The sequence below is a fragment of the Actinomycetota bacterium genome (genome assembly GCA_041658565.1).
Lineage (GTDB): Bacteria > Actinomycetota > AC-67 > AC-67 > AC-67 > JBAZZY01.
Genome location: JBAZZY010000010.1, coordinates 1 through 13,984 on the forward strand (window position 1 = coordinate 1; position 13,984 = coordinate 13,984).

The window sequence follows — 13,984 nt, forward strand, 5'->3', positions numbered from 1 at the left end:
CGCGTCAGGCTGCACTCGTCGCTGGGGTACATGTCGCCGGAGAGCTACGAAGCAAGGAGGAGGCGACTGGACGCAACGGGAACGGAAGCGGCATAGTCAATGTGTTCGTCGAATCGGGGGAACGCCACAGACGTCCGGCAGGGTTGAAGAGATAACGCACCTGATCTCGGCGCAACAACTCAAACCCGTCAGCAGTCTGAGTGAGGGTTGACCGCGCACCCGCGGCCGGAACGTATGATCCATCGCTCTGGCGAGAATAATTCACCAGTTGTTCGTCCTCGCCTTGAAGCGTCATGTCGCCATCTGCTCCAGCGATCAGCCGCACCTCGTAGCTGTGCGTCCAACCGGGACCAAGCGAACCAGCGGACCCCCCATCGGAGCGATAGGTTCGGACGAACTCAAAAGGGATCCCGATACCCGGAAGCGCAACGTCTGTCTGGCGATGCTCGTAAGCGCCGGTGGCCGTGTTGACCGGGTCACTCATGCAGGTAGAGGGGTTCACTGCATGCGCCCCACCAGCGCAACCCCGTGTCTGCCCGGATGGGATGACGGGCCGGTCGGTCGCCCAGAGTAGGTCGCTCTTCCCAGCTCCCTGGTCAACCGAGACCCACACGTCTACCGGAGCGTGCTGCACCCCATCGTGCCGCTGCGTAGTCCAGAAGACTCCATTTCCCGAGGACGCGGGATGCACGAGGAACGCAGTTGGGACCGACCAACCCACCGAGGACGAAAGGGCGTGACGTGACTCAACCGCAACCGCCAGACCTCCGGCAAACGACATGCCATAGACGTGCAACCGATCATCGGTGCCGATCGTAAACCCCCGTGGGTCCGATAGCGCCGCAGGAAAGGCCTCGCCTTGCACGATCGGAGTCCAGGTCTCCCCGCTGTCTGTGGAACGCGCAACCCACAAGCCTCCGCCCGAGGAGCCCGAGGCGATCCATAGTTCGCTCGTCGAGCCGGAACGGGTGAAGATGCTGGGAACGCGCGGAGAATACGGAGGTTGAGGAAGAGACGGCGGCTGCGCAACAGGTGCGAGCGAACGCGTTGTCGAGTCCCACCGAGCGTACTCCCCGGACGCCTTCAGGAAATGGATCATGCCTCCCGCAACGATCGTCTTCCACGGCTGGGTGAGTGCTGGAACCGTCCCAGCGTTCGTCCACGACGACCCCTCGTCCGACGAGTAGGACACATGGCCGTCCTCTTCCACGATGACGAGCAAGGAACCCACCAACACGAGTTCTGACGGCGTCGCCCATTGTGAAGTGTGCCCGGGATTGAACGCGATAGGGCCGTACCAGCCACCTGACACGTAGGAATAGACCTCGATCTCCCTCTTCTCAGCCGGAGGGGAGCCTCGAGCGGCGGCAAAGACCCGCCCGCCCTCCGAGATCGCAATCACCGGAGCCGTCACCCAACCCCGGCCGCCGATGTTCTCCCATTCGACCCCATTGTTGGAGCGAACTACTACCCACGCGCCTCCCGTCTTGGCAACGACAGCGCGCCAGCCGCCATTTGGACTCACAACTACATTGCGGACCACAGTCGAGGACGCGCCCGCTAGCACCAGTCCCCGCGTCGCGGTTGTCCAGGTTGCACCCGGCTCAGACGGAATCCCGTCACCTTGAATGTGGTAGATATCACTGCCCGTGCCGCGCGGTACAGAGACCCAAACGTCGACAGGCTCGGCCGGGTACACCCCCTGGACCCGGTACGGGGTCGCAACTCCCGTATTCTCCCCCGCGGTCGAATCGCAGCCTGTATTCAAGGTTGCGAGCGTGGCGACCTTCGACCAGTCAAACGCCGTGGAGAGCGCGTGGCTGGACTCCTTTAGCGTCAGCGTTCCCTCGGCACAAGAGACGCCGTATGCATGCAGACGAGCATCGCTGCCCATAACCAGCCAGTCCGCGGGTTCGGCCACGTTGTGAGTGCTCATTGGGGGCAGCGCCGCGGGCATCGGCGCCGCTGATAGGACGGAAACCCACGTCAATCCATAATCGCCCGAAACCGACAGGTAAAGACCCTTGCCGCGGTCGGTCGCCGCCGCCCACATCTGGCCGGGGATGCCCGGTCGCGGAAACACGGCAACGGACTCGATCCAACTCGGCATCGCGAACTCCGGGTCCGCCGAGTGGGCAATCGTGCGCGTGGGAATGTGCCAGCGATCCAGGCCTCTGCCTCGTACCGCATACAGAAACTCCCCGTATACGAATGCCCGGTGGGGAAGGGCAGCTTTCGTGAGCGCGAGCCCACCACCGTCGCTCCAAGTGTCCCCATCGTCCTCTGAGTAATAGAGCGTGCCCGACCGTTGCACTGCGAAGATCATGGAACCGTCCGTTACAAGATCCGTAGTACTTGCCCCGACATCAGCCGTGAACTGATCGAACGTCACCGGTCCCAACCACTGGCCGGAGACGTACTTGAAGAACTGCGACGGCGGATAGTAGGGGTGCTCAGGCTCGGGTCGAACAACATAGACTTCCCCCGTGTCTGACACCGCCAACGGTTTGCATCCGGCACTCCCGCCGGAAGGAAGTTCGATTTCGATGTTGCTCCAGCCGCCTCCGTTTGAGCGCAGGATCCGCGTCACTCCCCCGGGTCTCGCACATAGGGCCGTCCAGCTGCCGGATGGACTCGTTGCAACGCCGTAGGCAATGTTCCAGTGCGAATCAGCTTGAACGAGTTCCGCTGACGAAGCGACAGCAATGCCATCCATCCGGACGACACCGATGAGGGCGAGAATGAGGAGAATCACCAACCCGCGGGACCCCAAACGTCCGCCGTCTCGCGCCGTCCCATTCCAGACAAGGCACCCGCTGTTCACCATGACAGCCCCCCACGGTCCGATGGCACCACACAGCTTCAGCGATTCTCCCATTGCTTCATAGGCTCGTCAAAGACACAGAGGATGCGCGCATGGTTCAGAGTCCTTGTGGTGCGCGATCATCGACGCGCTCCCGATGCCGACACGCGGCCTTACACACCCTCACCCGTCACCGCGCACTCGCCCCGCTCGGCTTGCTCCAGGGCACCGCGATACACCGCGATGATCGCCGGGGAGAGCCGCAAGTCGTTGTGGTAGGTGTACGGGAACGTCAGGTTGTCGGCACCGGCGAGCGCGGGGCTCTGCGCGTAGAGCGGACCGGCATACGCAGGGTCACCGACGCCGGTCCCGTCGTAGATCGTCGTCCAGCAGGCCGGTGCATAGGTCTCGTCGGAACCGTCGGGGCCGTTTAGATCCTGGAGCCACGCGGTGCCGGCGGCGATCTCGTCGCAGGACATAACCTGCCCCTCGGATCCGGGCGGACAGAACGTCGTGCCGTGGTTGCCGCCGGCGATGCCGACGAAGGCCACAAGATCTGCTCTCAACTCAGGGTGGACCTTCAGCGTTCGGCGCGCGAGCGTCACGCCTAGCGAATGCGCAACGATCGAGAACCCGTCGGAACCCGTGTACGCGCGCACGGCCATGATGAACTCGTACATGTCCGGGACGTTGACCTCGTTCGCGGTGACCCAGGTCGATCCATCCCAGCCCATCTCCTTGTGCTCGGCGTCGCGCTGGGGGTTCGCCGTGAACAGCGCGGTGCCGTTGTTTCCGCCGAGACCGTTGTAGGACGGCGCGTACATCTCTTGGTCGGTCCAGCCGGCTGCGCGGAACTCATCGCGGACCGGATACCAGTCGGCGGCGTCCACGTTGTTGCCGTGCACGAAGATCACCGGAACGTGCGCGCGCGCCCCGCCCTTCCCGACGCCGCCCCAGCCGCCGAGTCGGAAGCCCCACTCGGAGTCGTTCAGCGCGGGGAAATCATCCGCGAATGCCACCTTCGCCGGGCCCTGCGGGCGGGTGTGGCCGACCTGGTCGGCGCGCGCGCCCGACATCGCCGCCAGCGACAACAGCGCGATTCCCAGCGTCAGTATCCGTTTCATCGTTCTCCGCCTTTCGTCACCGCGTTGACGAATCCCTCGACCAGCGCGTTGAAGCGTTCGGGGTACTCGACGAAGAACAGATGTCCACCGGACATCTCGACGAGGGAAGCGCCGGGGACGGCGCCGGCGAGCAACTTGGAGTTGCGCGGATCGACCACGACGTCCTCGGTTCCAGTCACAACAAGCGCTTGAGCCTTCACTCCACCGAGGCGCTCCGAGGAGTCGAATGCCGCCCCGGCCGCGGCCTGCGCCTGCCACGCCGCAAGCGGCTGCGCGGTCGTCACGCGGTACTGCATGATCCGCTCGACCACATCGGGACGCGACGCAACGAACGATGGCGACAGCGCGTTCTCGACGAACGCGCGCAGGCGTTCGTCGGCGGACATCTCCGCCGCGCGCTGAATGAGCGACACGGTTTGCTCCGGCATCGGGAAGCACTGCGGCCCCCCGAACGTCGTGCAGGCAAGCACTAGGCGCGCCACGCGCTCGGGCCGGCCGATTGCGATTTCCTGAGCGATGAGGCCACCGAGAGACGCGCCGACGACGTGCGCGCGCTCGACCCCGAGCGCGTCCAGCAGGCCGACGGCGTCACCGGCCATCTGCTCGACGGTGTACGGTCCCGGCGGCGCGTCGGACCCGCCGACGCCGCGGTTGTCGAAGGTGATAACGCGGAAGGCGCGCGCCAGATCCTCGACCTGCCAGGCCCACCCCCAGCGCGCGTACCCGAGGCCTTGCACCAGCAGCAGCCAATCCCCCGAGTCCCCGTGCACTTCGTACTCGATCGAAACGTCGCCGGTCTGCGCGCGCGCCACGACTATCCCCTCCCCCAGCGGATCACGCTCGCCGCCCAGGTGTAGCCGGTCCCAGCGGCAAGCAGCATCACAACATCGCCGTCTGCGAGCATCCCCCGGTCGCGCGCCACCGCGAGTCCGTACAGCGGATCCACCGCGCTCATGTGCCCGTTGTGATCCAGGTACACCGCGCGCTCTGGCGAGAGGCCGAGTTCCAGCAGGATCGCTTCGTGGATCGAGCGCTTCATGTGGATCGGCAACACCAGGCTTACGTCCGACAGATCCAAGCCGCTGCGCTCGGCCGCCTCGCGCGCGACGCGCACGAAGTTCTTGGTAGACACGGGGTCCAGGCGGCGCTTCATCTCTGCGGGATCCGATACGTCCAGGAAATGCATGCGCGCGTCCACCGTCTCGTGGCTCGCCGGGTGCGCGCTGCCGCCGCCGGGCACGCGCACGAACTCGGCGAAAGACCCATCGGTGTACAGGCTCGATCCGAGCACATGATTGCGGTCGTGGCCGCGGCGCATCAGCACGGCAACAGCGCCGTCGCCGAAGGTGAACATGAAGCGCGCGCGCGGGTTGTCGAAGTCGATGAGGTGCGACTCCTTCGCGGCCCCGACGAGCAAGACCGATCGAAGGTTCTCGTCGGCCGCGAGCATGTCCGAGACGACCTTCACGGCAACCGGCGCGCCGGCCGAGACGTTCACCATCTCGAGCGCGAAGCCGTCGAGCCCTAGAGCGTGCTGAATCCGCGGAGCTGCCTGCCAGACCGCGTAATCCTTCCAGTGCGAGCCGAAGTAGACAACGGCGTCGATCTCGGCGGGGTCGTTGCGCGCGAGCACCGGGCGCGCGGCCGAGATGCACATGTCCGAGCAATGCTCATCGGGCCCTGCGATGTGCTTTCCCACGAGTCCGAACCGCTCGATGATCACGTCCTCGGGAATGCCGCTTGGAGCCGACATCTCGGCGGCGGTCATGAAATCCGGTGGCGCATACGCTTCGACATCGACGATTCCCACGGGCGTTCGCGTCATCAGGATCCTCCATAAAGCGCGCGCAATTCGGGTTTGAGGATCTTGCCGGTCGGGTTCCTCGGCAAGGTCTGGGCAAACACGGCGCGCGCGGGAACTTTGAACTTCGCGAGTCTTGCCGCACAGAACGCGCGGAGATCTTCCTCGGACGGGCGCGCGCCGGCGCGCGCCACCACGATCGCAAGCCCGACCTCGCCCCACCGTTCGTCGGACACTCCGATCACCGCGGCGTCGGCTACATCCGGGTGCTCGCCGAGCACCTTCTCCACCTCGGCGGGATAGACGTTCTCGCCGCCCGAGATGAACATGTCCTTCACTCGGTCGACGACGAACACATAGCCCTCATCGTCGATACGCCCGACGTCGCCCGTGTGCAGCCATCCGCCGCGGAGGGTCTCGGCGGTTTCGTCGGGGCGGCGCCAGTAGCCCTTCATGACCGACGGCCCGCGAACCAAGATCTCGCCGGTCTCCCCTGCGGCAACGGGTTCGCCGTCGAAACCGGCGACGCGTACGTCGGCGAAGAAGTACGGACGCCCGGCGGCGCCGGCCTTGCGTTCGGCGTCCTCGGAAGGAACGATCAAGCAATTGGGCGCTGCTTCGGTGAGGCCGTAGCCCTGAACGAAATGCAGCCCGCGCTCCTGGTAGCGGCGAATCAGCGGCACGGCGAGCGGCGCTCCGCCGCACACGCACACGCGCAACGACGAAAGATCCGCTGCGCCGAACCCCGGCTGGTCGGCGAGCATCTGGTAGACGGTCGGCACGCCCATCATGCTCGTGATCCGCCGCGTCGCGATCAGATCGAGCGCGCGCGCGGCGTCGAACGCGGGTTCCAGCACGACGGTCCCGCCCCTCCACCACACCGCGAGCGTGTTGACGTTCCACCCGCCGACGTGGAACAGGGGCAGCACGACAAGCGAACGTTCGTCTCCGGTGAGGTCGAGCGCGAGCGCCATGTTGAGGTTGGTCCAGAAGAAGTTCCCGTGCGTGAGCATCGCGCCCTTCGGGCGGCCGGTCGTGCCCGAGGTGTAGAAGATCGCGAGCACGTCGTCGCTCGCGCAGTCCTCGGGCGCGCGCACCGGCGCGGCCGCAGCGAGGGCAGCTTCGTACGAGGGATCGTCGGCCTCTCCCACCGCAAGAACCGCGTGCAGCGCGACTTGTGGACGGAAGGACTTGACCACGTCGGCGCGCGCCGCGTCGTACACCAGAACCGATGCCCCGGAGTCGTCCAGCATGAACTGCAACTCGGCCGCCGCAAGCCGCGTGGAAAGCGGGACCAGAATCGCTCCCAGGCGCGCGCACGCGAAGAACACCTCGACGTACTCGCGACCGGCCTCCAGATAAGCGGCGACGCGATCGCCCGGACCGACCCCCGCCGCGGCCAGGGCGTTCGCGCACCGCGCCGCGCGCGCGTCCAACTCGGCGTAGGTGATGCGCGCATCGCCGGTCTCCAGAGCGACCCGAGCCGGCGTCATCTCCGCGCGGCGCGGAAGCCAGAATCCGATGCTTCGAAACGCGAAGGTCACCTCTTGAGCCTCCAGGCCTTTCCAAGGAGCATGCCCGCAACGATGAGGCCGGCAGCCCCCAGCAAGACCCACCCAACGGAAGCGGCTCTCAGTCCCGTCGCTGGAAGCGTTGCGCCCGGGATCCGGCTCGCATGAAAGCCGAGGACCTCGCTACGCCGCGCCTTGCGCCGCACGAGAGGCAGGAACCGCGAGAAGGCGTCGGGCCCACGTGCGGTCATGAAGTGCAGCGATCCGGGAATCTCGAGGTTCTCGGCTCCATCGAGCTGAGGGCTACGGGCATCGACCGCGAGAAAGAAGTGATCCGCAACACCCGTGCAGTCGCAGATCGTCACGAAGCGGATCGCGCCGGGCGTCTCGTCGGCGTTCAACTCGGCCAGCCATGCGCTGCCCGGCTCCATCTCGTCGCACCCCTTGATGCTGCCCGAGCCCCGGCAGGTCGTCGTGCCGTGGTTCGCGCCCGACGCGAAGATCGCGTCCTCGACGTGCGCGACCAGATCGGGCTGCTCGTACAGCGCGCGACGGACGACGGTCACGCCGAGGGAATGCGCGACGACGTCCACCGTGCGCGCGCCCGTGTAATCCAGCACCACGCGCATGAAGGCAGCGAAATCGGCAACGTTGATCTGGTTGTAGGTTTGGCACAGATTCGATCCGCACCTCTGCCCGTTGTAGGACAGCGCCCACAGCTCCTGATCGGAATACCCTGCAGCCCGGAATCGCGCACGCACGTTGACCGCCACCGAGGTCTCGTTGTCCAGGTCCCAGAAGCTCGCGTCCTCGCCGTTGCCGTGGACGAAGATCACCGGGGTGCGGGCAAGGGGCGCGCGCCTGCGGATCCCACCCCACCCGCCGATCGGATACCCCCAGTCGGCGTCAAGGAGCACCGGGAAGTCCTTGGGGAACTCCGCAATCGCCGCGCAGCACGACCAGTCCGGGTGACCGGCACCCGCGGGCTCGGCCACGGCCGGAGCGGCGGGAACGGCCGCGCACGCCGCGAGCAGCGTGACCAAAAGGCGCCGGCCCACACCCGCTCCTAGAACCCGGCAACGCAGGTTGAGATCTGCTTCCAGGCTTGCGTGTCTCCGCGATCGAAGGTCTGCCACAAGTTCGTCAGATACCCACCGACTCGGTGCTTGGGATCTCGCGAGAAGTCGAGGGTACAGTTGGGCGGCTCGGCTCCCTTGTAGCCGGACAACATCATCCCGGCGATCTTGTTTCGGTTGCAGTCCTTGCCGCAGTCGAGCAGCATCCTGTGGAAGGCTTTCATCGCAATCCACTGGATCCAGTCGATGTCGTTCGGATCACTCTTGTTCCAGTACTTCTTGTAGTAGGACTGCATCCGCGTGTACTCGGCCGACCATGAGTACTTCGTCTGCGGGTCATACACCGGCGACGCCGATAGTCCCAGAGACGGGGGGAAGCTCTGCATCACCTGGCCGACCGTCTCGGTGAGCAGGTTGAACCCCCAGCCGACCATCATCGGGTGCCACTGCTGGCCGTCGGCCTCGGTGACGAAACGCGACCACGCGACCACGTTCGTGTTGATGAAGGCAACCTCCACCCCGGCGTCCTTGAGACCGACGACGTGCTGGGTGAGAACCTGGTTGTTGTCGGCAATCTCGTAACGTGGAATGGCTGCCGAATAGCCGAGCTTGCGAAGTTCCGAAGTGAAACTATCGGCGCCGCCCTTCCATCCGTCGCTGGAAACGGTCAGGATGCCGATCTTCTTGCCCTTGGCCTTCTTCAGAACCATCTGCGCGAACAACTTGCCCATGTGCTCGACGCTGGGCGCGGCACCGAAGGAGTACTTGAGATTCGAGGTGCCCTTCTCGGTGGCAAAACCGTGGATGTACAACTCTTTGTTCTGCTCGGCGAGCGAGCGGAACGTCGGAGTCTGGTCGAACCCGATGCCGCCGATCATGATCGCCGGCTTGCGGTCCTGGCATGCGGTGAAAGCTTTCGGCGTGTTGTTGGGGTTGTACCCGTCGTCCTCGTAGTGGAACTCGACGGAGCGGCCGTAGACGCCACCCATCTCTTCATTCACCATTCGCCAGTAGGTTTGCTCGAGTTGCGCGGGATCGTTGCCGAACACCGAAGCGAGCGTCAGTCCCGCGTGGGCGCACAGCATGATCTTGTTCTTGGTGATCCCTTGAGTGATCGCCGCGCCGGTGAACAGATTCGCCTCGGGAACTCCGCTCTTCGACGTCGGCGGCGTGACCACGATCTTCGGATCCCCTGAGCGCGTGGCGCGCCCGACCGGAGTGGCCGCCACGGCACTCGGCGTGATGGTCGCGCCCGTCGAGGGATCTATCGACGGGGAAGGCGCGTCAGACGCTGCCGTGTTCCCCGGCGTGGGATCTCCTCCGGAAGCCTTGGGCTGACCCGAGCAAGCCGTCGCCGTCAGCGCCAGCACAACCGCCGCCACGAACATCCGATCGCGGTACATGCGATCACCCCCTGTACACGGCTTTTTCGCCGCAGACCCTTGCACTTCCTGCCCGGACCCGATACAAAGCCATCACATGAATCACCTGTCATGTTGAGACTTGGAGCATTTGTATATGCCGCGCCCCTCGCTCGTCAAGAGCCCCGCACTCGATGCGCCGAGTTCGCCCCCAACCTCGCGCGGACGCAAGACGCGCGCGCGCGTTCTGGAAGCGGCCGAGATCGTCTTTGCCGAGCGCGGTTTCGACGAAGCATCGATCGTCCAGATCACCCAGCACGCCGGCGTCGCGATGGGCACCTTCTACTTGTACTTCCCCAGCAAACAAGCGGTGTTTGCCGAGTTGGTGCGCGATCTCAGCCACCGCCTTCGGGTCGAGATCGCGCGCGCGGTCGACGGCGCCACGACCCGAGCAGAGATCGAGCGCGAAGGCTTCCGCGCCTTCTTCGAGTTCACCAGGCGTCACCCGGGCCTGTATCGCATCATCCGCTCGGCCGAATTCGTCGATCGCGAGGTCTTCGAAGAGCACTACAACCGCCTGGCCGAGGGGTACGTCCACGGGCTGCAACGCGCGATCGACGCCGGCGAGTTCCGTGAGCAGAACCCGCTCGCGCTCGCCTACATGCTGATGGGAATCGCCGAGATGATCGGCATGCGCTGGATCCTGTGGCGTCCCGAGGGGCAGGTCCCCGAGGAGTTGCTCGACCAGGTGTCGGAGTTCCTGTTGCACGGCGCTGCCGCACCCCCGGCAAAGCGCGCCCCAAAGACACCCGCGAGGAAAGGGGCCCGGCGGGGATGACGCGCGCGCTGGTCATCGGCGTTTCCGTCGGCGCGATCTACGGAATGCTGGCGCTCGGCATCACGCTCGTCTACAAGACCACCCGCGTCCTTAACTTCGGCCTCGCCGAGATGGGAACCTTCGCCACCTACCTCACGTGGCAAGCAGTCGTACGCTGGCACTGGCCCTGGGTCGCGGGAGCGCCGCTCGCCGTCCTGATCGTGACGTTGATCGGACTGGCGTTTGAACGCTTCGTCGTGCGTCCCAACATCGACGCTTCGCGCGTGTCCCTGCTGATCGCAACGGTCGGTCTGAGTTTCTTGCTGTTCGGCCTCGAACTCGGTTTCTGGGGACCGAGCCCGCAGTTGCTGCCCTCCCCCTTCCGAGGGAGCGGGCCTGAAATCCTCGGCGTGTTCGTCCAACCGCTGCGGTTGTTCGCGCTCGGAACGACCGCGGTCGTCGGTATCGGTCTCATGCTGTTACTAAAGAGAACGACGTTCGGACTCGGCGTGCTGGCGGCCGCGCACGACCCGATCACCATCCGCCTGATGGGCGTGCGCTTGTCGCGGATCTCTATGTTCGCGTGGGGAACGTCGGCCGCGCTCGCAGCCGTGACCGGCATCGTGCTCTCTCCGGCGGTCGGAACCTTCTTCCCCTTCTCGCTCACGTTCTTCTTCCCACGCGCGCTCGCGGCCGCGCTCCTGGGCGGCCTCACCAGTCTGCCGGGCGCGTTCGTCGGAGGCGTCGCCATCGGCGTTCTGGAAGCATCCTTGCAGCAGGCGTTTCCGTCGACTTCGGGGATCGTCGAAGCGGGGCTCTTCGCGGTGGTGCTCTCGGTGCTGCTGCTGCGGCCGCAGGGACTGCTGGGGAAGGCCGCATGAAGTTGCGACGGTCGGCGCTGGTAGCGCTTGCGCTCATCGTGGCGCCGGTCCTGCTCGGCCGTGTCGCGCCGGGAGTCCTCAACAACGAACGATCCACCATCCTTGCGCTCGCGCTGGTCATGGCGATCGGCGCGCTCAGCCTGAACGTCTTGATGGGTTACACCGGGCAGATCTCTCTCGGACATGCGGCATTCATGGGTGTGGGAGCCTTCGCTACCGGATTGATCACCGGCAAGGCAGGACTCTCGTTCGCTCTCGGGCTCGCCGTCTCGGCAATCGCCGGTGCCGCCTTCGCGTTCTTGGTCGGCCTTCCGGCGCTGCGGATCCGCGGCCTGTCACTTGCGATCTCGACCATCGCGTTCGCCGAGATGATGGCGAGGCTGGTCTTCCCCGCGCGCGCCATCAGCGGCGGCCACGTCGGCCTCACGGTTCCGCGGCCGCGCTTCGGCTCCTTCGTCGTCGCCCGCAACTCCGACTACCTCGCGCTCGTCATCGCACTCGTGATCGTGGTGTGGATCATCGACCGCAATGTCACCGGAACGCGGCTCGGGCGCGCGCTTCACGGGATCCGCGAGGACGAGAACGTCGCGGCCTCCTTCGGCGTGGACGTTCCGCGCTTCAAGCTCACCGCGTTCGTGCTTGCCGGGACACTCGCCGGTGTCGCCGGCGCGCTGCACGCTCCCCTGCTCTCGCTCGCACAGTCCGAGGCGTACACGCTGCAGTTGTCGCTGCAGTTCGTGATCATCGTCGTGGTCGGCGGCCTCGGATCGCGCGTCGGAGTGATGGTCGCCGCGATCTTCTTCGGCGTCCTGCCGGAGGTCTTCGGTTTCTTGCAGGCATGGCAGTTCGCCGTGGGCGCCGGACTACTCGTCTACACGCTCGCGCGCCATCCCGGCGGCATCGCGCAAGCGTTGCGCGAATCGGCCGAGCGCAAGCGTCGTCCCGACGAGGAGGACGACACCGACCGCGGCCTGCCCGATCTGCCGCACGTAAGCGTCGGGCGCGCGCGCCCCGAGTCTCCCGCCGACGGCGTGCTGCTGCGCGCGCGCGACGTCTCGGTTCGCTTCGGAGGGCTGCAGGCACTCGACGGCGCCGAGATCGCAGTCCGCGAGAACTCCATCGCCGGCTTGATCGGACCTAATGGGGCAGGAAAGACCACGTTTTTCAACGTGCTTTCGGGCTTCCAGCCGCACGAGCGCGGACGCGTTGAGTTCCTCGGGCGCGATGTCACCGCACTCGGTCCGCACCGGCGCGCCGCAATGGGCGTCGGACGCACCTTCCAACTCGCCGGGCTCGCGCGCAACCTCTCGGTCGAAGAGAACTTCCTTTTGGCGCAGCACTCTCTGGCCGGCTACGGCGCGATCGAAGCAATCGTTCGCTCGCCGCGCGCGCGCCGCGAGGAGGCCGCGATGCGTCGGCGCGCGCGCGAGGCGCTGGTCGCACTCGGCTTCGAGCGCTACGCCGAGCGCGCGGTGAGCACACTCTCGGGCGGCCAGCAGCGCCTGGTTGAACTCGGATGCGCGCTGGTCACCGGACCCTCGCTCCTGCTGCTCGACGAACCGTCGGCGGGCCTTAGCCCCGCCGCAACCGAGAGCCTCGCGGAGCGACTTCGCACCGTGCGCGACGAACACGGTGTGACCATCTTGTTGATCGAGCACCACATCCCGCTCGTCGCCGCCGTGTGCGACGAAGTCACCGTGTTCAACCTCGGAACCCTGCTCGCCTCGGGCCCCACCGCCGACGTGATCGGCAATCCCGCCGTCATCGCAGCCTACTTGGGTGAGGACGCGGCGGCGGACGAGGAGGCGGTGAAATGACCGTCGAAAACCCGATGCTGGAAGTGCGCGGTCTGGTCTCCGGATTCGGCCACAACACCGTTCTGCACGGCGTGAACCTCACCGTCGGGCGTGGTGAGTTCGCCGCGCTGCTCGGACTCAACGGCGCCGGCAAGTCGGTCACGCTCAAGAACATCTCGGGTTTGCTCACCCCCTGGAAGGGCTCGGTCATCCTCGACGGGCGCGACATCACCAAGCTCGACCCGGAAGACCGCGTGCTCGCCGGACTTGGTCACGTCCCCCAGGGACGCCAGGTATTCCCGCACCTGTCGGTGGCCGAGAACCTGCGCCTCGGCGGCGCGACCGTTCGCGACCGCGCGCGCTACAACGACGCGCTGGCGCGCGTATACGAGTCGTTCCCGCGCTTGGGCGAGCGCCGCGCGCAACTCGCCGGAACGCTCTCCGGCGGAGAGCAAGCCATGCTCGCGGTCGGGCGCGCGCTCATGCCCTCGCCGCGCCTGGTGCTGATCGACGAGCCGTCGGCCGGCCTGTCCCCCATCGCGCTCGCGGAGTTGCTGGGAATCATCCGCGAGGTCAACCGCACCGGGGTGACCGTGCTGATGGTCGAGCAAAACACAACGTTTACCTTGCGGATCGCAGACACCATCCATGTGATGCAGAAAGGAAGCATCGTGCTGTCATCGGCCGTGTCTGAGTTGTCGGACCCGAACGAACTGCTCGCGCACCTCGGCGTCGGCGCGCTCATGCGCGACCGCATCGCGCGCGAAGTTGCCGCGCGCCGCGGCGCGTCTTCCTGAGTCCCTACGCGCGCGCC

11 protein-coding genes are annotated in these 13,984 nt (G+C 66.0%); 4 read left to right on the forward strand and 7 right to left on the reverse strand.

Translation table 11 applies throughout. The features are described from left to right. Nucleotides 1-4: 4 nt before the first annotated feature. The 7 genes from WDA27_07105 to WDA27_07135 all read right to left on the reverse strand — a co-directional run bounded on the left by WDA27_07105 (nt 5) and on the right by WDA27_07135 (nt 9,718). Nucleotides 5-2,590 (reverse strand): DUF6531 domain-containing protein, encoded by a 2,586-nt coding sequence (locus WDA27_07105; protein MFA5890703.1) that lies wholly within the window; start codon nt 2,588-2,590, stop codon nt 5-7. A 386-nt stretch (nt 2,591-2,976) separates the two neighbouring features. After that, the gene (locus WDA27_07110) at nt 2,977-3,927 is read right to left on the reverse strand and encodes a hypothetical protein (GenBank protein ID MFA5890704.1); all 951 of its coding nucleotides are present in this window, start codon (nt 3,925-3,927) and stop codon (nt 2,977-2,979) included. Further along, nucleotides 3,924-4,739, reverse strand: coding sequence for an alpha/beta hydrolase (locus tag WDA27_07115; protein ID MFA5890705.1), 816 nt, complete (start codon nt 4,737-4,739; stop codon nt 3,924-3,926). The genes WDA27_07110 and WDA27_07115 overlap by 4 nt, the downstream gene beginning before the upstream one ends. 2 nt (nt 4,740-4,741) lie before the next feature. After that, entirely contained in the window at nt 4,742-5,752 is a 1,011-nt protein-coding gene (locus WDA27_07120; protein MFA5890706.1) for a 3-oxoacyl-ACP synthase, read from the reverse strand. Beyond that, nucleotides 5,752-7,272 carry a long-chain fatty acid--CoA ligase gene (locus tag WDA27_07125; protein MFA5890707.1) on the reverse strand — a complete coding sequence of 507 codons (1,521 nt, stop codon included), beginning with the start codon at nt 7,270-7,272 and terminating at the stop codon, nt 5,752-5,754. The genes WDA27_07120 and WDA27_07125 overlap by 1 nt, the downstream gene beginning before the upstream one ends. Continuing rightward, the gene (locus WDA27_07130; protein MFA5890708.1) at nt 7,269-8,297 is read right to left on the reverse strand and encodes an alpha/beta fold hydrolase; all 1,029 of its coding nucleotides are present in this window, start codon (nt 8,295-8,297) and stop codon (nt 7,269-7,271) included. The genes WDA27_07125 and WDA27_07130 overlap by 4 nt, the downstream gene beginning before the upstream one ends. Before the next feature lie 8 nt (nt 8,298-8,305). Then, nucleotides 8,306-9,718, reverse strand: coding sequence for an ABC transporter substrate-binding protein (locus WDA27_07135; protein MFA5890709.1), 1,413 nt, complete (start codon nt 9,716-9,718; stop codon nt 8,306-8,308). A 115-nt stretch (nt 9,719-9,833) separates the two neighbouring features. On the opposite strand from WDA27_07135, the gene WDA27_07140 reads away from it, so the two are divergent. From WDA27_07140 to WDA27_07155, 4 genes are read left to right on the forward strand one after another with little or no spacing between them, the layout of a single operon-like run. Beyond that, on the forward strand, nt 9,834-10,514 hold the full coding sequence (locus WDA27_07140; GenBank protein ID MFA5890710.1) for a TetR/AcrR family transcriptional regulator: 681 nt from the start codon (nt 9,834-9,836) through the stop codon (nt 10,512-10,514). After that, complete coding sequence (locus WDA27_07145) at nt 10,511-11,374, forward strand: branched-chain amino acid ABC transporter permease (GenBank protein ID MFA5890711.1); 864 nt, start codon at nt 10,511-10,513, stop codon at nt 11,372-11,374. The genes WDA27_07140 and WDA27_07145 overlap by 4 nt, the downstream gene beginning before the upstream one ends. Further along, on the forward strand, nt 11,371-13,191 hold the full coding sequence (locus WDA27_07150; protein MFA5890712.1) for a branched-chain amino acid ABC transporter ATP-binding protein/permease: 1,821 nt from the start codon (nt 11,371-11,373) through the stop codon (nt 13,189-13,191). Before WDA27_07145 ends, WDA27_07150 begins: the two co-directional genes overlap by 4 nt. Further along, nucleotides 13,188-13,967: an ABC transporter ATP-binding protein gene (locus WDA27_07155; protein MFA5890713.1), complete on the forward strand. Its 780-nt coding sequence runs from the start codon at nt 13,188-13,190 to the stop codon at nt 13,965-13,967. Before WDA27_07150 ends, WDA27_07155 begins: the two co-directional genes overlap by 4 nt. Nucleotides 13,968-13,984 lie beyond the last annotated feature (17 nt).

What these genes read in the sequence shown, in the direction of transcription:
- WDA27_07110 (MFA5890704.1), bottom strand. Translation starts at nt 3,927, where the DNA reads ATGAAACGGATACTGACGCTGGGAATCGCGCTGTTGTCGCTGGCGGCG.
- WDA27_07120 (MFA5890706.1), bottom strand. Translation starts at nt 5,752, where the DNA reads ATGACGCGAACGCCCGTGGGAATCGTCGATGTCGAAGCGTATGCGCCA.
- WDA27_07135 (MFA5890709.1), bottom strand. Translation starts at nt 9,718, where the DNA reads ATGTACCGCGATCGGATGTTCGTGGCGGCGGTTGTGCTGGCGCTGACG.
- WDA27_07140 (MFA5890710.1), top strand. Translation starts at nt 9,834, where the DNA reads ATGCCGCGCCCCTCGCTCGTCAAGAGCCCCGCACTCGATGCGCCGAGT.
- WDA27_07145 (MFA5890711.1), top strand. Translation starts at nt 10,511, where the DNA reads ATGACGCGCGCGCTGGTCATCGGCGTTTCCGTCGGCGCGATCTACGGA.
- WDA27_07150 (MFA5890712.1), top strand. Translation starts at nt 11,371, where the DNA reads ATGAAGTTGCGACGGTCGGCGCTGGTAGCGCTTGCGCTCATCGTGGCG.
- WDA27_07155 (MFA5890713.1), top strand. Translation starts at nt 13,188, where the DNA reads ATGACCGTCGAAAACCCGATGCTGGAAGTGCGCGGTCTGGTCTCCGGA.